Origin of the sequence: Streptomyces cinereoruber (assembly GCF_009299385.1) — a bacterium.
GTDB lineage: Bacteria > Actinomycetota > Actinomycetes > Streptomycetales > Streptomycetaceae > Streptomyces > Streptomyces bikiniensis.
Genome location: NZ_CP023693.1, coordinates 4,258,791 through 4,281,234 on the forward strand (window position 1 = coordinate 4,258,791; position 22,444 = coordinate 4,281,234).

22 protein-coding genes and 1 tRNA gene are annotated in these 22,444 nt (G+C 73.6%); 12 read left to right on the top strand and 11 right to left on the bottom strand.

The genetic code is table 11. The annotated features are described in order from the left end of the window. The first annotated feature begins 71 nt into the window (after positions 1 to 71). Together rlmB and CP977_RS19145 are read left to right on the top strand one after the other, a co-directional pair. Entirely contained in the window at positions 72 to 1,028 is a 957-nt protein-coding gene (rlmB, locus tag CP977_RS19140; protein ID WP_062753321.1) for a 23S rRNA (guanosine(2251)-2'-O)-methyltransferase RlmB, read from the top strand. A 106-nt stretch (positions 1,029 to 1,134) separates the two neighbouring features. Further along, positions 1,135 to 2,760 carry a DoxX family protein gene (locus CP977_RS19145; protein WP_152370540.1) on the top strand — a complete coding sequence of 542 codons (1,626 nt, stop codon included), beginning with the start codon at positions 1,135 to 1,137 and terminating at the stop codon, positions 2,758 to 2,760. A gap of 74 nt (positions 2,761 to 2,834) precedes the next feature. Here CP977_RS19145 and CP977_RS19150 read toward each other — a convergent pair whose 3' ends face one another. The 3 genes from CP977_RS19150 to CP977_RS19160 form a co-directional block, all read right to left on the bottom strand. After that, positions 2,835 to 3,551 carry a nucleotidyltransferase family protein gene (locus tag CP977_RS19150; RefSeq protein ID WP_062753316.1) on the bottom strand — a complete coding sequence of 239 codons (717 nt, stop codon included), beginning with the start codon at positions 3,549 to 3,551 and terminating at the stop codon, positions 2,835 to 2,837. Positions 3,552 to 3,720: 169 nt separating this feature from the next. Continuing rightward, positions 3,721 to 4,131: a hypothetical protein gene (locus CP977_RS19155; protein ID WP_062753313.1), complete on the bottom strand. Its 411-nt coding sequence runs from the start codon at positions 4,129 to 4,131 to the stop codon at positions 3,721 to 3,723. A 226-nt stretch (positions 4,132 to 4,357) separates the two neighbouring features. Further along, complete coding sequence (locus tag CP977_RS19160) at positions 4,358 to 5,455, bottom strand: ABC transporter ATP-binding protein (protein ID WP_062753310.1); 1,098 nt, start codon at positions 5,453 to 5,455, stop codon at positions 4,358 to 4,360. A gap of 182 nt (positions 5,456 to 5,637) precedes the next feature. On the opposite strand from CP977_RS19160, the gene CP977_RS19165 reads away from it, so the two are divergent. Beyond that, a tRNA-Thr gene (locus CP977_RS19165) sits at positions 5,638 to 5,711 on the top strand. Between the two features lie 161 nt (positions 5,712 to 5,872). On the opposite strand, the gene CP977_RS19170 is transcribed toward CP977_RS19165, so the two are convergent. Beyond that, positions 5,873 to 6,391 carry an SMI1/KNR4 family protein gene (locus tag CP977_RS19170; RefSeq protein ID WP_229991420.1) on the bottom strand — a complete coding sequence of 173 codons (519 nt, stop codon included), beginning with the start codon at positions 6,389 to 6,391 and terminating at the stop codon, positions 5,873 to 5,875. Positions 6,392 to 6,532: 141 nt separating this feature from the next. Here CP977_RS19170 and CP977_RS34145 point away from each other — a divergent pair, with 141 nt between their 5' ends. From CP977_RS34145 to CP977_RS19180, 3 genes are all read left to right on the top strand, one after another. Continuing rightward, the gene (locus tag CP977_RS34145) at positions 6,533 to 6,703 is read left to right on the top strand and encodes a hypothetical protein (RefSeq protein ID WP_167308905.1); all 171 of its coding nucleotides are present in this window, start codon (positions 6,533 to 6,535) and stop codon (positions 6,701 to 6,703) included. A gap of 84 nt (positions 6,704 to 6,787) precedes the next feature. Further along, entirely contained in the window at positions 6,788 to 7,207 is a 420-nt protein-coding gene (locus CP977_RS19175; protein ID WP_062753257.1) for a DUF6578 domain-containing protein, read from the top strand. 510 nt (positions 7,208 to 7,717) lie between these two features. Continuing rightward, positions 7,718 to 9,754, top strand: coding sequence for a restriction endonuclease (locus CP977_RS19180; RefSeq protein WP_183953213.1), 2,037 nt, complete (start codon positions 7,718 to 7,720; stop codon positions 9,752 to 9,754). A gap of 86 nt (positions 9,755 to 9,840) precedes the next feature. On the opposite strand, the gene CP977_RS19185 is transcribed toward CP977_RS19180, so the two are convergent. After that, positions 9,841 to 11,229, bottom strand: a complete 1,389-nt coding sequence (locus CP977_RS19185; protein ID WP_062756947.1) for an NAD(P)/FAD-dependent oxidoreductase — start codon at positions 11,227 to 11,229, stop codon at positions 9,841 to 9,843. Between the two features lie 138 nt (positions 11,230 to 11,367). Between CP977_RS19185 and CP977_RS19190 the strand changes: the two genes are divergently transcribed. The 3 genes from CP977_RS19190 (at position 11,368) to CP977_RS19200 (ending at position 13,219) form a co-directional block, all read left to right on the top strand. Continuing rightward, positions 11,368 to 12,261, top strand: coding sequence for an aminoglycoside phosphotransferase family protein (locus CP977_RS19190; protein ID WP_152370542.1), 894 nt, complete (start codon positions 11,368 to 11,370; stop codon positions 12,259 to 12,261). 124 nt (positions 12,262 to 12,385) lie between these two features. Then, entirely contained in the window at positions 12,386 to 12,865 is a 480-nt protein-coding gene (locus CP977_RS19195; RefSeq protein ID WP_062753251.1) for a GNAT family N-acetyltransferase, read from the top strand. 9 nt (positions 12,866 to 12,874) lie between these two features. Further along, a complete protein-coding gene (locus CP977_RS19200; protein ID WP_062753248.1) occupies positions 12,875 to 13,219 on the top strand; it encodes a hypothetical protein in 345 nt (114 codons plus the stop codon). 19 nt (positions 13,220 to 13,238) lie between these two features. On the opposite strand, the gene CP977_RS19205 is transcribed toward CP977_RS19200, so the two are convergent. Both CP977_RS19205 and CP977_RS19210 read right to left on the bottom strand, forming a co-directional pair. Beyond that, on the bottom strand, positions 13,239 to 14,249 hold the full coding sequence (locus CP977_RS19205; RefSeq protein WP_109185045.1) for a zinc-binding dehydrogenase: 1,011 nt from the start codon (positions 14,247 to 14,249) through the stop codon (positions 13,239 to 13,241). 103 nt (positions 14,250 to 14,352) lie between these two features. Further along, entirely contained in the window at positions 14,353 to 15,516 is a 1,164-nt protein-coding gene (locus CP977_RS19210; protein ID WP_152370543.1) for an NAD(P)-binding protein, read from the bottom strand. A 102-nt stretch (positions 15,517 to 15,618) separates the two neighbouring features. Here CP977_RS19210 and CP977_RS19215 point away from each other — a divergent pair, with 102 nt between their 5' ends. Continuing rightward, entirely contained in the window at positions 15,619 to 16,308 is a 690-nt protein-coding gene (locus tag CP977_RS19215) for a pentapeptide repeat-containing protein (RefSeq protein ID WP_152370544.1), read from the top strand. On the opposite strand, the gene CP977_RS19220 is transcribed toward CP977_RS19215, so the two are convergent. The 4 genes from CP977_RS19220 to CP977_RS19235 form a co-directional block, all read right to left on the bottom strand. Next, positions 16,305 to 16,805: a hypothetical protein gene (locus CP977_RS19220; protein ID WP_152370545.1), complete on the bottom strand. Its 501-nt coding sequence runs from the start codon at positions 16,803 to 16,805 to the stop codon at positions 16,305 to 16,307. The two genes, CP977_RS19215 and CP977_RS19220, sit on opposite strands and share 4 nt — an antisense overlap. A 111-nt stretch (positions 16,806 to 16,916) precedes the next feature. After that, positions 16,917 to 18,128 (bottom strand): FAD-dependent monooxygenase, encoded by a 1,212-nt coding sequence (locus CP977_RS19225; protein WP_152370546.1) that lies wholly within the window; start codon positions 18,126 to 18,128, stop codon positions 16,917 to 16,919. Positions 18,129 to 18,244: 116 nt separating this feature from the next. After that, positions 18,245 to 18,868, bottom strand: coding sequence for a response regulator (locus CP977_RS19230; RefSeq protein ID WP_152371596.1), 624 nt, complete (start codon positions 18,866 to 18,868; stop codon positions 18,245 to 18,247). 44 nt (positions 18,869 to 18,912) lie between these two features. Continuing rightward, positions 18,913 to 20,064 (bottom strand): sensor histidine kinase, encoded by a 1,152-nt coding sequence (locus CP977_RS19235; RefSeq protein WP_229991419.1) that lies wholly within the window; start codon positions 20,062 to 20,064, stop codon positions 18,913 to 18,915. 285 nt (positions 20,065 to 20,349) lie between these two features. On the opposite strand from CP977_RS19235, the gene CP977_RS19240 reads away from it, so the two are divergent. Together CP977_RS19240 and CP977_RS19245 are read left to right on the top strand one after the other, a co-directional pair. Further along, positions 20,350 to 20,886: a GlcG/HbpS family heme-binding protein gene (locus CP977_RS19240; RefSeq protein WP_062753230.1), complete on the top strand. Its 537-nt coding sequence runs from the start codon at positions 20,350 to 20,352 to the stop codon at positions 20,884 to 20,886. A gap of 102 nt (positions 20,887 to 20,988) precedes the next feature. After that, positions 20,989 to 22,401 carry a M1 family metallopeptidase gene (locus tag CP977_RS19245; protein ID WP_152370548.1) on the top strand — a complete coding sequence of 471 codons (1,413 nt, stop codon included), beginning with the start codon at positions 20,989 to 20,991 and terminating at the stop codon, positions 22,399 to 22,401. Positions 22,402 to 22,444 lie beyond the last annotated feature (43 nt).

A 22,444-nucleotide genomic window follows, 5' to 3' on the forward strand; every position in this document is an offset into this window, starting at 1 on the left:
TGCCGCTCGGACCTCCGGGCGGCACACTTCACTTACAGACTTCGTACGTCAGCAGAGGAAATCGGGTAGTCATGGCCGGGAACAGCCAGCGCAGGAATCGCCGCACGTCGAACAAGAAGGGTGCGACGGTCGGCAGCGGTGGCCAGCGGCGCAAGGGCCTCGAAGGCAAGGGCCCGACGCCCAGGGCCGAGGACCGCAAGGGCCACAAGGCGTACCGCGTCTCCAACGCGATGGCGCGCCAGGCCGCCAAGCGCAAGCCCGTCGCCCGCCGCGGCGGCAAGGGCCAGTCCGAGATGGTCGTCGGCCGCAACCCGGTCTACGAGGCCCTGCGCGACGGCGTGCCCGCCACGACCCTGTACGTCCAGCAGTTCATCGACAACGACGAGCGCGTGCGCGAGGCCCTGAACCTCGCCACCGGCCGCGGCAACATCCACATCATGGAGGCGCCGCGCCCCGAGCTGGACCGGATGACGAACGGCCTGAACCACCAGGGCCTCGTCCTCCAGGTCCCGCCGTACGAGTACGCGCACCCCGAGGACCTGGCCGCCGCCGCGTTCGACGACCACGACGACCCGCTGATCGTCGCCCTCGACGGCGTCACCGACCCGCGCAACCTCGGCGCCGTCGTCCGCTCCGTCTCCGCCTTCGGCGGCCACGGCGTCGTCGTCCCCGAGCGGCGCGCGGCCGGCATGACCGCCGGCGCCTGGAAGACCTCGGCCGGCACCGCCGCCCGCACCCCGGTCGCCCGCGCCACCAACCTGACCCGTTGTCTGGAGCAGTACCAGAAGGCCGGTCTCACGGTCGTCGGCCTGTCCGCCGACGGCGAGACCGAGGTCCACGAGCTGGAGGCGCTGTCCGGCCCGGTCGTGATCGTGGTCGGCTCCGAGGGCAAGGGCCTGTCCCGGCTCGTCGGCGAGACCTGCGACTTCCTCGTCCGCATCCCGATGCCGGGCGGCGCCGAGTCGCTCAACGCCGGTGTCGCCGCCGGTGTCGTGCTGTACGAGGCGGCCCGCCGCCGCAGGGGCTGACACCGGCCCCGGCAGTACCCCGGCCCCGGCCGTGGCGTGATCTTGACGGGTCTCGGACATTTGCGCCCCGTCAAGGCAGTGTCCTAAACCCGGATCACTCGGTTAGATGAGTGTGGACACCAGAACGCCCCGGCCGGGGTTCGACGATCAGCCCGCGCTGAGCATGGTCAAGGTGGATTCCGATCCCGCCCAGGTGATCGTGAACCACGCCAGCTTCCGTGTGCGGCTCGCGCCGGCCCCGCAGCCGAAGTTCGCCGCCGGCGCCCGTACCGCAGCCCTGTCCGGAGCCGGAGTCGCGGCCGGTGCCGCGGCCCGGGCGGGCGGCGGCCCGCGCCGGCGCCCCGTCGTGTGGACCGGGAAGTCGTCGCCGGGCGCGACCGGCCTCCTCCAGGCCGTGCGCGAGTCCTCCGTCGCCACGCTCGAACCGGTCGGCGGCCACGGGGGCCAGGACACCGGCGCCACACAGGCGATTCCGCGCGTCGGCGACACCATGCCCACCCCCGTGGTGCCCGCCGGACCGCTGCTGCCCCCGATGCGGCGCGCCGAGGGCGCCTACGACGACCTGTACGAGATGCGGCCCGAGCCGGAGGCGTACGGCGACGGGGGCACGTACGGAGGCGAGGACGGCGGCGAGGGGGCGCGGCCCGGCCGGGCCGACCGGCGGCACGGGCAGGACTCCGTCCGGCACGCCTACTACCCCGGCCGCCGGATGAACCTCGGCGTCGTCCTCCTCCCGCTCCGCGTCTTCCTCGGCCTCATCTCGGTCTACGCGGGCATGGGCAAGCTCTGCGACCCCGTCTACTTCGACGGCGGCGAGCGCGGCTCCATGGTGAAGTGGCTCAACTCCCTCCACCCGTGGGCCCTCGCCGAACCGCTCCGCGACTTCGCCCTCCAGCACCCCGTCGGCGCCGGACTCACCGTCGCGTTCCTCCAGGTCGTCGTCGGCGTCCTCACGATCCTCGGCCTCTGGCAGCGGGTCGCCGCCGTCGTCGGCGCCCTGCTCTCCGCCGCGCTGTTGCTCACCGTCAGCTGGAAGAGCGTCCCGGTCTACGACTCCGCCGACATCATCTACCTGGCCGCCTGGACGCCGCTGATCATGGCGGGCGCCCCCGTCTACTCGGTCGACGGGCGCCTCGCCGGGGAGGCCTGGCGGACCCTCGGTCCCCGCGCCGACCTGCTCGACCTGCGGCGCCGCGTGACGCGCCGCGGCTCCCTCCTCGCCGCCGTCGTCGTCGGCCTCACCCTGCTCATCGGCTCCGTCCTCGGCGGCGCGGTCCGCTCCACCGAGATGGTCACCGTCCCGGGCCCCAACGACGACCCGGTCAACCACCTCCCCGGCCGTCCGCTCCAGGAGCCGCGCGGCGAGACCTCCTCCAAGCCGGCGACGACCACGCCCCGGCCCGCCGCGACCGCCGAGAAGACGACCGAGGCCCCGGCGAAGAGCGAGCGGACCCGGGAGGCGGAGCGCACGTCCGAGCCGACCCGCGAGTCCACCCGCACCCAGGAGCAGCGCCCGACCGCCACGCAGGGCGTCGGCACCGGGGCCGGCGACCGTACGCCCACGCGCTCGAACCCCGAGCCCCCGCCGTCCACCAGCGACACCCCGAGCAGCACGGGCGGCACGTCGGGAGACGGCTCCACGGGCTCGACCGGCACCCCGTCCGAGAGCGGCCCGACGTCGGGCGGCGGGGACGGGGGCGCGCGGAACCCGATCGGCGGCCTGCTGGGCTGAGGCCGCGTCCGTACGCACAGGAGAAGGGCGGCACCGCTTCCGGCGGCGCCGCCCTTCTCGTGCGTACCGAGGGGTCAGGCCCTCTGCGCGGCCAGCTCCTTGGCGGCCTCGGTGAGGTCCTTGGCGGTGTCGATGGCCCGCCAGTACGCCCCCTGGGGCAGCGGGAAGCCGGCCAGGCGCCGCTCGCGGGCGAGGTGGGGGAAGGTGGTCCGTTCGTGGTCGCCGAGGTCGGGCAGGAACGCGGTGAAGTCGGCGGAGAAGACGTACACGCCGGCGTTGATGAGGAACGGCGACGGCGGCGCCTCGATGAAGTCGGTGACGTGCCCGAAGGTGTCGGTCTCGACGGCGCCCCACGGGATGCGGGGGCGGGCCAGGGCGAGGGTGGCGAGGGCGTCGCGCTCGGCGTGGAAGGCGGCCATCTCGCGCAGCGAGAAGCGGGTCCAGATGTCGCCGTTGGTGGCGTACCAGGGCTCGTCGGGCGAGGGGAGGCGCCGGGCGGCGTACTTGAGGCCGCCGCCGCGGCCCAGGGGCTCGGTCTCGACGACCGTGGTCACCTCCAGGGGGAGGTCGGCGGTCCTGAGCCACTCCTGGAGGACCTCGGCGAGGTGACCGCAGGAGACGACGGCGTGGGTGACGCCCTCGGCGGCCAGCCAGGAAAGCTGATGGCCGATGATCGGGGTCCCGGTGCCCGGGATCTCGACCATCGGCTTGGGGCGGTCGTCGGTGTAGGGGCGCAGCCGCGAGCCCTGGCCGCCCGCCAGGACCACGGCCTGCGTCGGAGTGGAGTGCATACGGGCACGATAGGCGCCCGGCGCGCGATCTCGACGGTACGGGCTCCGTTCGCGCGGTGCTGGGGCCGGCGCGGTCCGCCTGGTGACGGGCGCGGTTCGGCTCGTACGCCAGCGGGCCCGCCTTGGCTCGTACGGCGACGGGCCCGGCTCGGCTCGTGCGGCGACGGGCTCAGCTGGCGCGCATGACGCCGGTCGCGTACGAGGTGTCGCAGACCGGGCGGGAGAAGGACTGGGCGCGGGTGGGGCCGTAGCGCTGGACGGCGGCGCGGCCGAGGTCGCGGGCGATCGACATGCAGTGCTGGGCGAGGGAGGGGCGGTTCTCGACCTCGCGCTGGAGGCGCGTGAGGGCGACGCCGGGGTCCTTCGCCTGGAGCTCGGCGAGGAGCTGGTCGCGCAGGACGTCCTGCGGGGCGCGGGACTTGGCCGGGACGGAGACGTCCTTGGCGGACGCGGTCAGCTGGGTCGCGGAGTCCTGGCCGGCCCACGGAACGGCGGACACCGCGAGCGTTCCCGAGAGCACCAGGACGACGGGCAGGACGAGGGCGAGGGAGCGGCCGATTCGGCGGGCAGAGTGGGTCACGCAGGCGAGCGTAGCGGGAGGTAGTGATATGGCGACATTTAGTCACCCTCGCGAGGGATGGTTCGAGGTGGCTTTTCGAATTCCGTGTTGACGCGGGGAGTGGCTTCCGGGGCGGCGGGGGCCCGGAATGCCGGGGTTTCCCGCCGTAAACCCCTCTATGGAGTCCGAATGGCCGAACGGCCCCGCGTCCGGGGGGACGCGGGGCCGCCGGGTGGTTCTTCCCGGGTCAGTCGCTGAGGCGGGCGCCCGTGGAGGTGGAGAAGACGTGCAGCTCGCCGGCGCGGGGCACGACGTGGAGGGTGGAGCCCTTGGCGGGGACGTCGCGGCCGCCGACGCGGACGACCAGGTCCTTGTCCTCGCCGCCGACGCGGGTGGAGCCGTACACGAAGCCGTCGGAGCCGAGCTCCTCGACGACGTTGACGGTGACGGCGAGGCCGTCCTTGCTCGTCGGGCCCGAGACGTCGAAGTGCTCGGGGCGGACGCCGACGGTGACGGTGGTGTCGCCGTTGGCGGAGGCGGCGGCGATGGCGTCGCGGGAGACCGGGACGACGCTGTTGCCGAACTTCACGCCGCCGTCGGTGATCGGGACCTCGACGAGGTTCATGGCGGGGGAGCCGATGAAGCCGGCGACGAAGAGGTTCGCGGGCCTGTCGTACATGTTGCGCGGGGAGTCGACCTGCTGGAGCAGACCGTCCTTGAGGACGGCGACGCGGTCGCCCATGGTGAGAGCCTCGGTCTGGTCGTGGGTGACGTAGACCGTGGTGATGCCCAGGCGGCGCTGGAGGCTCGCGATCTGGGTGCGGGTCGAGACGCGGAGCTTGGCGTCGAGGTTCGACAGCGGCTCGTCCATGAGGAAGACCTGCGGCTCGCGGACGATGGCGCGGCCCATGGCGACGCGCTGGCGCTGACCGCCGGAGAGCGCCTTCGGCTTGCGGTCGAGGTACTCGGTGAGGTCGAGGATCTTCGCGGCCTCCTCGACCTTGGCGCGGATGTCGGCCTTGTTGACGCCGGCGATCTTGAGCGCGAAGCCCATGTTGTCGGCGACGGTCATGTGCGGGTAGAGCGCGTAGTTCTGGAACACCATGGCGATGTCCCGGTCCTTGGGCGGCAGGTGCGTGACGTCGCGGTCACCGATGCGGATGGAGCCGGCGTTGACGTCCTCGAGACCCGCGAGCATGCGCAGGGAGGTCGACTTGCCGCAGCCGGAGGGCCCGACGAGGACGAGGAACTCGCCGTCGGCGATCTCGATGTCGAGCTGGTCGACGGAGGGCTTGGTGGCACCGGGGTACACCCGGGTCGCCTTGTCGAACGTGACGGAAGCCATGGTGATGTGTCCCTTCACCGGCAGGAACGTGCCGGACGATCCGAGTAAAGGAAGGATTGAGGTCTAGTCCACCTGGGTGAACCAGAGGTGACGCTACCTGGCGCGGCCCGTTCTGTCAGCACTCCCCGCCCCGTGAGATTCCCGACCACCGCGGGACCGTCGTTGGATACACTGCACGGGCTGCCTCCTTAGCTCAGCTGGCCAGAGCACCGCTCTTGTAAAGCGGGGGTCGTCGGTTCGAACCCGACAGGGGGCTCTGTGGATGGGAAACGCGAAGACCCCCGACCGATCGTGGTCGGGGGTCTTCGACATCTGCGGGTGGCATCAACGGCTGCGGTCGGGGACGGTCGGTCCTTGGACGCGGTCCTGTGAGTAGCCGCGGCGTCGAGCGGGCTCAGTGGTCGTCCCGTGGTTCGTTCACTCCGCGATCCGGGCGGCGGCCGTTTCCCACGGGGTCGGCTCTGCCACGTCTTCGTGCTCGTCGGCGTCCTCCCGGTACCACCCCGTTCCGGCGAGCCAGGTTTCGAGCCATTCGGTCAGGCTTTCGGCGTCGAGGAACCAGGCCTCGGCTCCGTCGTCCGTCATGGGGTTCGGGTCGAAGAGGAGGACCGTGGCGGTTTCGCTGCGGCAGTCCACCGCGGCGTACATGCCGCAGCCCCAGTCGAGGATCGGCAGCACGTCCGCCGGCCAGTACGGTGTCTCTTCCTCGGCCGAGGCGGATCGTTCGGACCGGTACTCGCTCAGTATCGTGTGTCCCTCACCGATCAGCGGGAGAAGTTGGTAATCGGGGCCGTAGCCGCCGTTGGCCACCTCCCGGTACAGGCTCGCCAGCAGGGGCGGGAGGGTGAAGCCGAGGATCGCCTCCGCCTCGGCGACCTCCTCGGCGGTGGCGGCGGGAGGCAAGGTCGTGGAAGTGGCCTTGGCCTTCGCCGCCACACGGCGAACGAGTTCTTCGATGTCTGTCACGGTCGTGATCGTGCCAGTCGGGTGTGCCAGGCAGCGCCGTCGTGGGGTGTTGTGGGGGTGCCCGGAGGTGCTCCACGGCTTCTTGTACGGGGCCGGCCAAAGGGGGTTGTCATGCGTGATCAGGAATGGGACGACGACAGCGCGTACCGGGCGGCCGTGAGGCGTACGCAGATCATGATGGCGATCGCGGTGGTCGTGTCCCTGCTGGTCGTCGGGCTCATCGCCCTCGCCGTCTTCGGCACCGTGCTGTTCGCCGGCCTTGTCGAGTCCTTCGCTCGGTAGATCTGTTCCTCTCGTGTCCCGAAGAGCGGGGGGCGTCGGGCAGGGGGGCGGACGTCGTCGGGGTCCTCGGCTGACAATGGCGGTATGACATGGACGATCTGGGTCGATGGTTGGCAGATCCAGTGCTGTGGGCAGGACTTCGCGCCGGGTGACGTCGTCTCGTGGACGCTGTTGGAGGCCGATCCGGCGGACTACGACGACATCGTCGGCAGCGAGCGTGCGGAGGGGATCGACTTTCGCGAGGAGCACCACGGTCAGGAGGAGGGGTGCGCGTCCACCTTGGTGGAGGTGGTGTCGATCGTTGAAGTGCACTGCCGTTACGGGGCGCTCCCGGGCTCCACGGGCAACGTGAACCATCCCGTTCCGGGCACGGCCGTACTGGTCCCGGTCGAGAAGGCGGACGGGTGGGCGAAGGCCGTGCCGGGTGTCGGCTTCTCGGGTTATCTGGTGATCGTTCGGCGCGTCACGGGTCTGCCGGAGGGCTTGGTTCCCCGGGGTCGGTGAGGGGCGACGCTGGGTCGGTTTCCCGTCCGGTCGTCGTGCAGCGGCTTTACGCTGTGCTTTCGGAGGTCGGTCCGTTCGCGGTCGGCCCGTTCGTAGACGGCTCGTTCTTAGTCAGCCGGGAAGCGTTCCACCTGCGGGTCGGCCAAGTCAGGGCTCGTACCAGGTCGTTGGTCATCACGAAGTAGCCCGGGTGTACCCAGCCCTCCTCCTTGGAGTACGGGCCCGGGCCTCCGTCCCGGTACAGGTGTCGTACGAGGCGGTCGTACGCGAAGCCGCCCGCCAGGAGTAGCAGTGGGGCGGTGAGTACGGCGCCGAGCGTGATGCCGGCTCGGAGGGGGAGGTGGGAACGTCCGTCTGTGCGCACGGACGCAGTATGGCCCGGGGCGCGGGCCGGGCGGACTTCCGGAATGGGTGTGGAGTTTCTGTGTGCAAGCGCTTCGGCGTCCGGGACAATCTGGCGTTACGGGGGTGTTCACGTGACGCGGGGTGTTTTCGGGGAGGGGTGCGCGCATGGGGCGGCGTTCCGGGGGGCTGATCGGGATCTGGGCCGAGCAGCAGAGGGTGGCGCAGCGGCAGCGGGAGGGGCAGCAGCAGGCCGTGTTGCGGCAGCAGCGGGAGGCCGAGCGGCAGCAGCGGGCGTACGAGCGGGACGTGTCCCGGATGCAGCGGGAGCAGCGGGCCGCCTATCGGCGGCACCGGGACGCCGACGCCTTGAGGAAGACTCGTGAGATTGACGAGCGGGTCGCCGTGCTCGAAGGGCTGCTCGCCGCCGGGTGTCGTGCGCCCGCCTTCCGCGTGGAGTCGTTGCGGCGGGCCGAGGAGGTCGAGCCGTTCGCGCCCGGGGCCCTCGCGCAGCCCGTACCCATGCCCGACCAGCGGCACTACTCCGGGCGCGACGGGCGGGCCCGGTTCGAGCGGGACTGGTACGCCGCACAGGCCGCCGAGGCGCGGCGCCTGGAGTCGCTCGCCGCGTACCGGAGGGAGTACGACGCCTGGGCCGCCGCCCGGATCGATGAAATCCGGGAGCACAACCGGGGAGTTGCCGGGACCGCCGACGCCCTGGCCCGCGGTGACGTCGAGACCGTCGTCGATTACTTCTCCGCCGTGCTCTTCGCCTCCGGCGGCTGGCCCGACGGCTTCCCCCGTGAGGTCTCCGCCGCCTACGACCGGGGCGGGCGCGGGTTCGTCCTCGACTGGGACCTGCCCGGTTACGAGGTCGTCCCCGAGACCAAGGGCGTCAAGTACCTGCCCAGTACCGACCAGGAGAAGGAGGTCGCGCGGCCCGTCACGCAGCGGCGGGCGCTCTACCGCAGCGTGCTCGCCCAGAGCGTGCTGCTCGCCGTGCGCGAGCTGTTCGCCGCCGACCGGTTCGGGGCCCTGGAGTCCGTCGCCCTCAACGGGTACGTGAGCGGCGTCGATCCGGCCACCGGGCTCGCCTCCCGGGTGTGCGTCGCCTCCGTCGTCGTGGGCCGGCAGGACTTCGACCGGCTCAACCTGGAACTCGTCGCCGCCGTGGACTGCCTGACCGGCGCGCTCGCCGGGCGGCTCGCCAGCAAGCCCGAGGAGCGGGTCGCCGTCGCCCCGTTCCGTACGCCCGACCAGGTCGGGGGCGACGTGGTCGTGCAGGGGGACGGCGAGGAGCCCGATCTGCTGTCCATGGACCCCATCGCCTTCGAAGGGCTCGTCGCCGAGTTGTTCCGGGCCCGTGGGCTCCAGGCGGTCACCACCCGCCGCTCCAACGACGGTGGGGTCGACGTCGACGCCCTCGACCCCGACCCCATCAGCGGCGGCTCGATCGTCGTCCAGGTGAAGCGGTACCGGAACACCGTGCCGCCGTCCGCCGTGCGCGACCTCTACGGGACCGTGCAGGGCGCCGGCGCCAACAAGGGCGTCCTCGTCACGACGTCGAAGTTCGGGCCCGGATCCTACGCCTTCGCCGAGGGCAAGCCGCTGACGCTGATCTCCGGGAACGAGCTCGTCGATCTGCTGCGGCAGCACGGGTTGCGGGGGAGGCTGGGCGCCCCTGGGGCCGCCCCCGCCCCCGCCCCGTCCTCTCCCCCCGGGGACTTCAACCTGCTCGGGATGGTGTGGCGCGGGTCCGTCGCCCTCGACGTCTGCGCGCTCGTCTGCGAGGGCGGCCGGGTCCTCGGCGACGAGTGGTTCGTCTTCTACAACAACCCCTCCACACCCGACGGTTCCGTCGCCGCGGTGACCGCCGCCCCCGGCGACCGCGCCGCCGTCCGCGTCGGGTTCGACGCGCTTCCCGCCCGCGCCGACCGGCTCGTCCTCGTCGCCGCCGTCGACCCCGAGGTCAACCCGGACGCCGACCTCCGCGGGTTCACGGAGGCCGGGATACGGCTCCGGGACGCGTCCGGCGGCGAGCTCGACCGGCTGGAGGTGTCCGACGGGCGGCCCGGGGAGACCGCCCTCGTCCTCGGCTCGTTCCGGCGGCGGGCCGGCGGTGACTGGGACTTCGTGGTCGGCGGGAAGGGGTACGGCGGGGGGCTCGGGGAGCTGGTCGGGGACTTCGGCGTCGAGGTGGGGTGAGGGACGCGCCCCTGTTCGTTCCCGCCCGTCTCCGTCCGTTCCCGTCCGTTCCCGCCCGTCTCCGTCCGTCCCCGCCCGTCTCCGGCCTACCTCCCGCTCAGCCTGTTCGCCAGGACCGCCACCCGGTCCGTCCGCGCCGAACGGCCCAGCGCCTCGCGGCGGTCCGCGCCCCGGAACGCCGCGTACATGGTCTGCACGCCGAGCCAGCGCAGCGGCTCCGGTTCCCACTTGCGGACCTTGTGGCCGACCCAGGGGAGGGCCGTCAGGTCGGTCGGGCCAGACTGGCCGGAGTCCTGCTGGATCAGGTCGCGCAGGGTGCGGGCGGCGAGGTTGGCGGTGGCGACGCCCGAGCCGACGTAGCCGCCCGCCCAGCCCAGGCCCGTGGAGCGGTCGAGGGTGACCGTCGCGCACCAGTCGCGCGGGACGCCGAGCACGCCGGACCAGGCGTGGTCGATCCGTACCCCCGCCAGCTGCGGGAAGAAGCGGACCAGGATCTCGCGCAGGGCCTCGACCGTCTGTGGCTGGGTGCGCCCGTCGTTGTCGGTCTTCGAGCCGAAGCGGTACGGGACGCCCCGGCCGCCGAGCGCGATCCGGCCGTCGGCGGTGCGCTGGGCGTACATGTACGCGTGCGCCATGTCGCCCAGGGTCTCGCGTCCCTCCCAGCCGATCGACTCCCACTGCGCGTCGGTGAGCGGCTCGGTGGCGATCATCGAGGAGTTCATGGGGAGCCAGGTGCGGCGCTGGCCGGCGAGGGAGGCGGTGAAGCCCTCGGTGCAGCGCAGCACGTACGGGGCGCGGACCGTGCCGTACGGGGTGACCGCGTGCTTCGGTCTGATCTCCGTGACCGGGGTCGACTCGTGGATCGTGACCCCCAGCGCCTCGACCGCCGCTGCGAGGCCCTTCACCAGCTTCACCGGGTGCAGGCGGGCGCCGTGCGGGGTCCAGGAGGAGCCGACGGCGCCGGTGACGCGGACGCGTTCGGCGGTCTCGCGGGCCCCGTACATCACGCGGTCGGTCTCGCCGAACGCGATCTCGACCGCGTGGAAGTCCCTGAGGCGGACGAGCTGCGCGGGGGAGAGGGCGACTTCGAGGACGCCGCCGCGGTGCACGTCGGCGTCGATCTTCTCCCGCTCGCAGACGTCCACGACCTCGGCGACCGTGGCGTTCATGGCCTGCTGGAGGCGGACGGCGGCCTCGTGGCCGTGCAGCCTGGCGTAGCGGTCGCGGCCGGCGATGCCGTTGTAGAGCCAGCCGCCGTTGCGGCCGGAGGCGCCGTACCCGCAGAACTTCGCCTCCAGGACGGTGATGTTGAGGAAGGGCACGGCCTTCTTCAGGTAGTACGCGGTCCACAGGCCGGTGTAGCCGCCGCCCACGATGCAGACGTCGGCGGCGGTGTCGCCGGGAAGCGGCTCGCGGGGGGCGGAGGCGCCCTCCTGCGCGTACCAGAACGAGATGCCGCCGTTGACCGTGCTCATGTCCACCTCTGGATTCCGAATGTGTGGGCGGGACGTTACCCGGCCCCCCTGGCCTGTGGGTACGGGTGTTGTGACGGGGGATTCCGCGCGGGGCCCGGCACTGTGTCCAGGCCCGGCACCGTGTCTAGGCTCGTCCGCATGATCCACGTACCGGAGGAACTCGCGCGGTCGCAGGCGAAGTACAACGGGGAGGCGGGACGGGCGTTCGTCGCCGGACTGCCCCGGACGGCCGCGGAGTTCCTCGACCGGTGGGGGCTGCGGGTCACCGGGCCGTCGATGTACGGGGTGGCCTCGCTGGTCCTGCCGGTGGAGCGGCGCGCGGACGGGACGCCCGCCGCCCTGAAGATGCAGCTCCTCGACGAGGAGAGCGAGGGCGAGCCGGTCGGGCTTCGCGCCTGGTACGGGGCGGGCGCCGTACGGCTCCTCGACCACGATCCCGCCACCGGGACCATGCTCCTGGAGCGCCTGGACGAGGCCCGGCCGCTGTCGTCCCTCGCGGACACCCGGGAGGCGCTGCGGATCGTCGCCGGTCTCCTCGCCCGGCTCACGGCCGTCCCCGCGCCGCCCGGCCTGCGCACGCTCGGCGACATCGCGGCCGGGATGCTCGCGGAGGTCCCCGGGGCCGCCGCCCGGCTCGGCCCGGAGGACGCGGCGGTCCTGCGGGACTGCGCGGCGGCGGTACGGGAGGTCGCGGGCGAACCGGGCGACCGGCTGCTCCACTGGGACCTGCACCTCGGGAACGTCCTGGCCGCCGGGCGCGAGCCCTGGCTGTCGATCGACCCCAAGCCGCTCGCCGGCGACCCCGGCTTCGACCTCCTGCCGGCCCTCGTGGACCGCTTCGACCCGGACCCGGACGAGGTGCTGTGGCGGTTCGACCTGCTCGCCGAGGTCGTCGGGGACCGGCGGCGCGCGGTGGCGTGGACGCTGGGCCGGGTCCTCCAGAACGGGCTGTGGGACGTCGAGGACGGGGAGCCGTCGCTGGACGCGGGGCAGGTCGTGGTGGCGCGGATCCTGCGGGAGCGGCGGGGGTGATCTTCGGTGGGACAGGAGCGGCGGGCCTGAGCTTCCGTGTGACGGGATCGGCGGGGGTGAGGGGCCCGTTCCAGGACGTGGAATCCGCTGGCCCGGAAGCCACGGCCCGAGGCACCCTGACCCCATGATCCGTACCGCAACCCCCGCCGACGTCCCCGTCGTCCACGCCATGATCCGCGACCTCGCGGAGTACGAGAAGGCCCTCGACGAGGTCCGCACCACCCCCGAACAGCTTCACGAGGCCCTCTTCGGCGAGCGGCCCGCCGCCTTCGCGCACATCGCGGAGGACGCGGCCGGCGAGCCGGTCGGCTTCGCGCTCTGGTTCCTCAACTTCTCGACCTGGCGCGGGGTGCACGGCATCTATCTGGAGGACCTGTACGTACGCCCGGAGGCGCGCGGCGGCGGCCACGGCAAGGCGCTGCTGCGCGAGCTGGCCCGGATCTGCGTCGAGCGCGGCTACGAGCGCCTGGAGTGGTCCGTCCTGAACTGGAACAAGCCCTCGATCGACTTCTACGAGTCCCTGGGCGCCCGCCCGCAGGACGAGTGGACGGTCTACCGGCTGACGGACGGGGCCCTGGCGGAACTCGGCGGCGCGGGAGTGTAGGAAAGGACCATGAACAACGACCACGACATCGAGCAGCGCTTCCGGCGGATCACCGACTTCATCGAGGCCCGCCTGACGCCGCTCTTCGACCCCGCGAACGGCAGCGACCACGGCTTCGGCATGGACGACACCTCCCGGGCGCTGCGGGCCGCCCGCTACACCGTGCAGGCCGCGTCGGCAGTCTCCGGCCTCGTGGAGAAGCGGGCGACGGCCCCGGAGCTGCGGCAGGTCGTGGACCAGGCCCTCGAACACAACTGGGACGTGCTGCGGTCCGTCGCCCGCATGTGGGAGGACCACCCCGACTTCCTGAAGGAGTTCAAGGCGCACTCCTGGGACGTCGTCGGGGCCGTCTGACACCCGCTGAGGAGAGTCTCTACGGGATCAGGACCACCTTGCCCGTCGTGCCCCGGTTCTCCAGGGCGCGGTGGGCCTCCGCCGCCTCCGCGAGGGGGAAGCGGTGGACCGCCGGGCGGAGGGTGCCGGCGGACGCGGCGGCGAGGGCGGCGAGTTCGAGGTTCCGGACGTCGCCGCCCGCCTTCTCGATCATCACCGGGCCGAGGACCGACTCCGAGGTGATGCCGCGCTCCGCCAGCTCCTCCGGCGTGAAGGCGAGCGGTTCGCCGTCGTGGAGGCCGGCCCCCGACCAGCCGAAGACGACGTGCTGCCCGCCCTTGCCGAGGAGGTCCACGGCGGCGCGGCCGGCGTCGCCGCCGACCGAGTCGAAGACGACCGTGGCCGCGCGTCCGCCGAGGGGCCCGTCCAGGTACGCGCGGACCCGCTCCGGCCAGTCCGGCTCCAGGTAGTCGACGGCCAGGTCGGCGCCGTTCTCCCGGACCAGGGCCGTCTTCGCGGGCCCGCCCGCGAGGCCGACGACGGTGGCGCCGGCGTTCTTGGCGTACTGGACGAGCAGGGTCCCGATGCCGCCGGCCGCCGCCGGGACGATCGCGACCGACTCGGGTCCCAGCTCCGTGAACCGGAGGATGCCCAGGGTCGTGCGCCCGGTGCCGATCATGGCGACGGCCTCCGCCTCGCCGAGGTGGTCGGGCAGGGCGTGGAGCCGGGCGGCGTCGGTGACGGCCAGCTCCGCGTACCCTCCGGGGGCCGTGCCGAGGTGGGCGACGACCCGTCGGCCGAGCCAGGACGGGTCGGTGTCCTCCCCGAGCGCGTCGACCGTGCCGGCGACCTCGCGGCCCGGGACCGTGGGCAGCTCGGCGGGGGCCGGGAAGGGGCCCGGCGCGCCCTCCCGGAGCGCGGTGTCGAGGAGGTGCACCCCGGCCGCCGCGACCCGGACGCGGACCTGGCCGGGGCCCGGGACGGGGTCGGGGACCTCCTCGTACGTGAGGTTCTCGGCGGGCCCGAAGGCGTGGAGGCGGACGGCGTGCATGACGGTTCCCCTGTCGTCGTACGGAACGAGGTCGTGGTGGCGACGGGGAAAGCCTCCGACCTCAAGCGCGCTTGAGGTCAAGGCGTGCCGTGAACTCCCCGGATCACCGCGTCCCGTACGCGACCCGCCCCGCCCGCAGCGCCAGCGACACCGCCTCGACCGCGCTCGTGAACGACACCTCCGAGAGCACGCCCGGCGCCGCGACCTGGTCGCCCGCCAGGTACACCCCGTCGCCCCGGTCGACGGCCGGCCGGTCGCGCCAGGTGGTGCCGGGGCGGTCCACCGCTCCCGTACGTCCCCCGGACAGCGACTCGCGCCGCCACACCGTCCGCTCGCGCCAGCCGGGGAAGCCGAGGTCGAGGAGCCGTTCCGCGTGGGCGACCCCGTCCGCCTTCGTCGCGTCCGGGCCGACGGGCAGCTGCGCCTGGAGGAGCTGCTGCCCGGCGGGGGCGAGCGAGGGGTCCTGCGCGGTGAACCGCTCGATCCAGCCGGGCGCGTCCAGGTCGGAGACGACGAACGGGTCCCCCTTCCGGGTCCGCAGCGCCAGGTCCACCAGGACCGTACGGCCGCTCTCCCAGGTCAGCGAGGGGTCGTCGAGGAGCCGGGCGGCGGCGGGCAGGGCGGTGGCGACGATCACCGGGCCCCCGCCGGTCGGCAGCGCGTCGACACGGGCCGAGGTCTCGATCCGTACGCCGAGCTCCCGCGCCCGGTCCGCCATCCGCCCGATCAGCGCGCCCCAGCCGCCCCGCACGTAGTGCGCCTCGGGCGGCAGGGCGGCGGCCCGGTGCAGCCGCTCCTGCACGAAGCGGGCGGAGAGCGCGCCGGGGTCGTGGTGGAAGAGCGCGACCCCGCTGTACGCGGCGGCGACGCGGGCGGTCCGCGCGCCCGCGAGCCCGGTGGCCCAGGTGCGGAAATCGGTGTCGACGGGGGCCGTCCGGGCGGTACGGAGGGACTGGCGGAGCAGGCCGGGCGGCGGGACGCGGCGGAGGGCGCCGCCGCGGTGGAAGCGGAACCGGAGCCCTTCGGCGGGCGGCAGCGGGGCGAGCGGTCCGAGGAGGCCGCGCTGCTTGAGCCAGGTCCAGTGCGGGCCGCCGCTGTAGAGGGCGTGCGGGCCGTCGTTCGTGCGGTACGGGCCGTCGGCGGTGCGCGCCCGGCCGCCGAGGGTCCGGTGGGCCTCGTACAGGGTCACGGCGGTGCCGGCCTCGGCGGCGGTGACGGCCGCGGTCAGTCCGGCGAAGCCGCCGCCGACGATCGTGAGCTTCCGCATGGCGCTCTCCCTCGTTCGTTCTCGGGTTCCGTACGGGGACGGGGCGAGGGTCCGTGTTCGTGACACGGGGGCGTTGTCAGTGTCGTACCTCACCATGGGGGGATGGCGAACGACGGTACGAGGGCGACGACGCGGAAGAGGAAGGTGCCGGGGGCGCGGCGGCCGGAGCTGCGGCTGCCGCCCCTGGAGCCGTACGGGGGCGGTCTGGAGGCGGACGGGGACTACGACGGCCTGGAGCTGTCCGGGCTCGACCTGACCGGGCAGTCGGGGGAGGGGTCCCGGTTCCTCGACTGCGCGCTGCGGGAGTGCGTCCTCGACGGGGCGCGGCTGACGAACGCGCGGCTCCTCGACTCGCTGCTGAGCGGGGTGCGGGGCGTGGGGACGGACCTGGCGGGGGCGCAACTGCGGGACGTGGAGGTCGTGGAGGCGCGGCTCGGCGGGACGCAGCTGCACGGCGCCGTCCTGGAGCGGGTGGTGGTCCGGGGCGGCAAGATCGACTACCTGAACCTGCGGTCCGCGAAGCTGAAGGACGTCGTCTTCGAGGGGTGCGTGCTGAGCGAGCCGGACTTCGGGGGCGCGGCCCTCGAACGGGTCGAGTTCGTGGACTGCGCCCTGACCGGGGCCGACTTCACGGGCGCCCGGCTGCGGGACGTGGACCTGAGGGGCGCCCAGCGCCTGGAGATCGCGCGCGGGGTGGAGTCCCTGGCGGGCGCCGTGATCTCGTCGCCCCAGCTCTTCGACCTGGCGCCGGTGCTCGCGGCGCAGCTGGGGGTGAGAGTGGAGGAAAGCTAGGGCAGCCGGGGGAAGCGGGCTTGGAGGGACCAGACGGCCGGGTTGTCGGCCAGGCCCTCGTGCATGTCGGTGAGGTCCGCGATCAGGTCGTGCAGGAAGTCGCGGGCCTCGCGGCGCAGTGTGGCGTGGCCGAAGGTCACCGGCGGTTCGTCGCCCGGCATCCAGTCGGCCTCGACGTCCACCCAGCCGAACCGGCGCTCGAACAGCATCCGGTCCGTGGACTCGGTGAAGTCCAGCTCCGCGTACTGCGGCTGCGCGGCCCGGCTCCCGCGCGGGTCCCGGTCGAGCTGTTCGACGATGTCGCAGAGCGCCCACGCGAAGTCCAGCACCGGCACCCATCCCCAGGCCGTGGACACCTCCCGGTCGGTCTCGGTGTCCGCGAGGTACACGTCCCCGCAGAACAGGTCGTGCCGCAGCGCGTGGACGTCCGCGCGGCGGTAGTCGGTCTGCGGGGGGTCGGGGAAGCGACGCGAGAGGGAGTAGCCGATGTCGAGCACGGGGTCGATGGTGTCACGGTCCCGGGACCGGTTCGTACGTCTCCGGACCTCCCGGCCCCGGGACCGGTTCGTACGGCCCCGGCCCCGGGCCCGGCCCGTACGCGCCCCGGCTCACCGATCGCGTCCGTGCACCGCCCTCGCCACCCGGGGCCCCAGCCAGCGCTTGAGGCGGCGGAGGGGTTCCAGGCTGTCGGCGGCGCGGTCGAGGCGGTAGTAGAGCTGGGGCGGCACGTGCGGGAGGAGGGGGGAGTGGCGCTGGCCGAGGAGGGCGAACATCCGGGCCGGTTCCAGGCGCATGTAGCGGGGCAGGTTCTCGTACCAGCGGGCGCTGTAGCGGGCGGCGCTCTGGGCGGAGACGAGTTCGGCGCGGCGCCGCTTCCCGTACAGGGTCAGGGCCGTGTCGAGGTCCGGCGCGGGGGAGTGCAGCGCGTCCGCGAGGGCGAGCGCGTCCTCCAGGGCCAGGGTCGTGCCCGCGCCGATCGAGTAGTGCGTGGTGTGGGCGGCGTCGCCGAGGAGGACCAGGTTGCCCCGGCGCCAGACGCGGTTGGTGAGGGTGCGGAAGGCGAGCCACTGGGCGGGCTCCCCGGCCCGGTCCCGGCCGATCAGCTCGTGCCCGTCGAGCAGGTCGTGGAAGAGCTTCTCCAGGAGGCGCAGGCTGTCGGCCTCCCCGAGCGCGTCCAGGCCCAGGCCGGTCCAGGTCTCCGGGGAGCACTCCACGACGCAGGTGGAGCGCTCGCCGCTGAAGCCGTAGGCGTAGCACCAGATCCAGCCGTGCTCCGTCTCCTTGAAGGCGAAGCTGAACGAGTCGAAGACCTTGGTCGTGCCGAGCCAGACGTACCGGTTGCGGCCGCTCGTCACCTCGCTGCCGAAGTGGTCCGCGTACGCCTCGCGGAGCGCGCTGTTCACCCCGTCGGCGGCGACGACCAGGTCCGCGTCCGCCAGCTCGGGCGCGTCGGGGCCGGTCACGTCGTGCTCGTACGCGATCCGCACCCCCAGCTCGCGGGCGCGGTCCGCGAGCAGCGCCAGCATCCGCCGGCGCCCGATGCCGAAGCCCGCGTCGCCCCGGTGGACGGTCCGCTCGTCGCGGACGATCGCGACCCCGTCGGTCCAGGTCACGGAGGCGTCCGCGACGGCCCGCGCCGACTCCGGGTCGCCCGCGCGCAGCTTGTCGAGCAGCCCGGCCCAGTACGTGACGCCCCAGCCGTACGTGGAGCCCTCCGGGTTCCGCTCGTACACCGTGATCTCGTGCGACGGGTCCCGCCGCTTCAGCAGGACCGAGAGGTAGAGGCCGGCGGGGCCGCCGCCGACGATCGCGAGCTTCACGTGCGCTCCACTGGGACTGGGGTCATGACACCGTGCTGTCGGGAAGTAACGCACGGTAGCAGTGGAGGGGGAGGTGTGAGGCGAATGCCCCGCGAAGGCGTGCGGAAGGGGAGTCCCTACGGCAGCAGTCGGCGCTCCTTCGCCACCGCCACCGCGCCCGCCCTCGTGTCCACGCCGAGCTTGGCGTAGATCCGGCCCAGGTGGGTCTTCACCGTCGCCTCGCTGATGAACAGGGCCCGCGCGATCTCCCGGTTGCCGAGGCCGCGCCCGAGCTGCCCGAGGATGTCCCGCTCCCGGTCGGTGAGGCTCGGGCCCGCCGCGCCCCGCATCCGGTCCATGACCCGGCTGGCGACCGGCGGCGAGAGGGCGGTGCGGCCCTGCGCGGCCGCGTGGATGGCCGCGAACAGCTCCTCCGGCCGCTCGGCCTTCAGGAGGTAGCCGGTCGCGCCCGCCTCGATCGCCCGGGTGATGTCGGCGTCCGTGTCGTACGTGGTGAGGACGAGGACGTGGACGCCGGTCGGCGCGATCCGGCGGGTCGCCTCCACGCCGTCGATGCCGGAGCCCAGCTGGAGGTCCATGAGGACGACGTCCGGCTTCAGCTTCGCCGCCATCGCGACCGCCTCCTCGCCGCTGCCCGCCTCGCCGACGACGTCGATGTCGGGGGTGCTGCCGAGGAGGGCGAGCAGCCCGGCGCGGACCACCACGTGGTCGTCGCAGAGCAGGATCCGTACGGAGGACATCACGACTCCAGGGAGGGCGGGGCGGGCGGGATCGGGCAGGGGCGTCACGAATCGGACGAGAGCGGGATCGCGGCCGAGAGCACCGTGCCCTCGCCCGGGGCGGACTCGACGGTCAGGGTGCCACCGAGCTGTTCGGCCCGCACCCGCATCGCGGGCAGCCCGTGGCCGCGCACCCCGCCCGGCCGCTCCGCCGGGTCGAAGCCGCGTCCGTCGTCGGCGACGTCCAGGACCACCTGGTCGTCGAGGTACGTCAGGGTCACGGCGGCCGAGTCCGCGCCCGCGTGCTCCCGGATGTTCGCGAGGGCGCCCTGCGCGATCCGCAGCAGCGCCGACTGCGCCCGGTCCGGCAGCGGCACCGGCGCCCCGTCCACCCGGAACGCCGCCGACTCCCGTGCGGCCAGGCCCCGCAGCGCCTCCTCCAGGCCGCCGCCCCCGGCCAGGTCGGCCGGGGCGAGGTCGTGGACGAAGCGGCGGGCCTCCGCGAGGTTGCGCTCGGCGATGGACTCGGCCGTACGGACGTGCCGGCGGGCGGTCTCCGGATCGCCGTCCCAGGTGCGGTCCGCCGCCTGGAGCAGCATCTGCTGGCTGGACAGGCCCTGCGCCAGGGTGTCGTGGATCTCCATGGAGAGCCGCTGCCGCTCGGCCAGGGTCCCCTCGCGGCGCTCGATCGCGGCCAGCTCGCGGCGGGTGCGGATCAGGTCGTCGATCAGGGCCCGCTGGCGCGCCGCCTGCCGGTCCGCGTACACGAACACCCCGGTGGCCAGGGCGGCGACGGCCGGCGGGGCGACGATCAGGTTCGGGTCCCAGCCGCCGTGCGCGAGCCGGACCTGCGCGAAGACCACGAAGGCGGTGAGCAGGGCGACCAGGCCGAGCGCGGCGCGCGCCGGGAGGGTGCGCAGGCCCGTGTAGAAGAGCGGCACCGCGCACCAGGCGAAGCTGGGCGCGAGGACGACGAGGAGCACCCAGACGGCGACGACCGTGCCCAGCCAGGCGATGCGGCGGGGGGTGGCGCGGGTGCCGAGGACCGGGCCGAGGAGGTAGAGGGAGGCGAGGGCGCCGGTGAGCGCGATGATCCAGGGGCTGCGGGCCTCCCAGTCGTGCCGCAGCAGGAAGCGGGCGAGCGAGGCGCCGAGCAGCAGGAAGAACGCGGTGTGCATGATCCGCGCCAGCCAGCGGGCGTCGGGATCCCGCTCCATGCCCCGCTCCACACCCTCCTCCATGTCCCGGCCCTTCCGCTCCGCTCACCGTTCCGACCTGCGCATGCCCCACCATCCTGGCCCGGTGGGACCAGTCCGGCATCGACCGATCGGCTGACCCGGCCGTCCACCGGTGCGCTCCCGGAGGGCAGCCGGACCGTGGACCGGGAGGCCCCGGGAGCGGCCACAGGATGGATGACAGAGCGAGACGGACGAACGGATCGCTCGGCGCCCTCACCCCACGGACCACTCGTCCCACGGACCACTCATCCCACGGAGTTCCCCATGAAGAAGATCCTCTTCGGTGCCACCGCCGCCGCCGTCATCGCCGCCGGCACCTTCGGCGTGGTCTCCGCGAACGCCTCCGCCCCGGCCGCCGCCCCCGCCGCCGTCCGCGCCGACGCCTCCGACGGCAACCTCCAGCAGTCGACGCACCTGACGATCGAGGCGGCGACGAAGGCCGCGCAGGCGACCCTGAAGGCCGCCGAGAAGGAGAACCAGCGGATCTCCGTCGCGGTCGTGGACCGCAACGGCAACACCCTCGTCACCCTGCGCGGCGACGGCGCCGGCCCGCAGTCCTACGAGTCGGCCGTGAAGAAGGCGTACACCGCCGTCTCCTGGAACGCCCCGACCTCCGAGCTGGCCAAGCGCCTCACCAACGCCCCCACCCTCAAGGACATCCCGAACACCCTCTTCCTGGCCGGCGGCGCCCCCGTCACCGCCAAGGGCGCGCCCGTCGCCGGCATCGGCGTCGCCGGCGCCCCCTCCGGCGACCTGGACGAGAAGTTCGCCCGGGCGGGCGTCGCCTCCCTCGGACGGTAACCACTCCTCCTGACCGGCCGCTCCTCCTGACCGGCCGTGGCGCCCGGACCCCCCGCCGGGCGCCACGGCCTTTCCCGCACTCCCGCTGCTTACGATCGGTCCGTGAAGCGCCGTCACCGCCACTGTCACCGGACCCGCACCGGAGCCGCCGCCCTCCTCGCCGTCCTCGCGGTGCTCGCGGGCGGCTGCGCCGGCGCCACCGGTGTCCGGGGCGCCCCCGGGGCCGCCGGGCTCCGCGACCCGTACTTCCCGAAGCTCGGGAACGGCGGCTACGACGTGCGGCACTACGCCCTCTCCCTCGCCTACGACCCGGACACCGGGCGGCTCGACGGCACCGCCGAGATCACCGCCCGCGCCACCCAGGACCTCAGCGCCTTCAACCTCGACCTGTCCGGGCTCGCGGTCGGCGCCGCGCGCGTGGACGGTGCGCCCGCCGCGCACAACCGGGCCGGGAACGAGCTGACGGTCCGCCCGCGCGAGGAGATCCGGAAGGGCGCCGAGTTCCGCGCCACCGTCACGTACGCGGGCGTGCCCGAGCGGATCACGGACGCGGACGGCTCCGAGGAGGGCTGGCTGCGCGACGCCGACGGCGGGGTCGTCGCGGTCGGCGAACCGGCCGGCTCCGCGACCTGGTTCCCCGGCAACCACCACCCCTCCGACAAGGCCGCGTACGACATCTCCCTCACCGTCCCCGCCGGGACCGACGCCTTCTCCAACGGCGTCAGGACCGAGCGGCGCACGGAGCCGGACGGGCGCGTCACCACCGTCTGGCACACCCCCGAGCCGATGGCGAGCTACCTCGCGACGGTCATGATCGGGCGGTACGAGACGGGGACGGCGACCGCCCTCGGCACCGTGCCCGTGCTGACCGCCGCCGAGCCGGAGGTCGCGGCGCGGACCGCCGCGCTGCGGGCCGAGATCCCCGAACTCCTCGCCCGGCAGGAGCGGCGCTTCGGCCCGTACCCCTTCTCGGCCGCCGGGGCGGTCGTCACCGAGGACGGGACCCTGGGATACGCCCTGGAGACCCAGACCCGGCCCGTCTTCCCGGCCTCCTCCTTCGACCGGACGACCCTCGCCCACGAGCTGGCCCACCAGTGGTTCGGCAACTCGGTGTCCCCCGCGACCTGGCGGGACCTGTGGCTGAACGAGGGCTTCGCGACGTACGCGGAGTGGCTGTACGCGGAGGAGTACGGAGGCGTCCCGGCCCGCACCGCCTTCGAGCGGGCCTTCGCGCAGGAGGCCAACTGGGCCTTCCCGCCGGCCGCCCCGCCCACCGCCGCGAACCTCTTCGCCCCGCCCGTCTACCAGCGCGGCGCGATGGTCCTGCACAAGCTGCGCGAGACGGTCGGCGACGGGACCTTCGACTCGATCCTGCGCGGCTGGCCCGAGAAGTACCGCCACGCCAACGCCTCCACCGCCGACTTCACCGCCTACGCGGAGGAGATCGCGGGGAAGGACCTCGACGGGCTGTGGGACGTGTGGCTGTACGGGGACGGGCGGCCGGAACGGCCCTGACGAGCCGTGCGCGGGCGGGGTGAAGGCCTCGCCCGGACAAGGC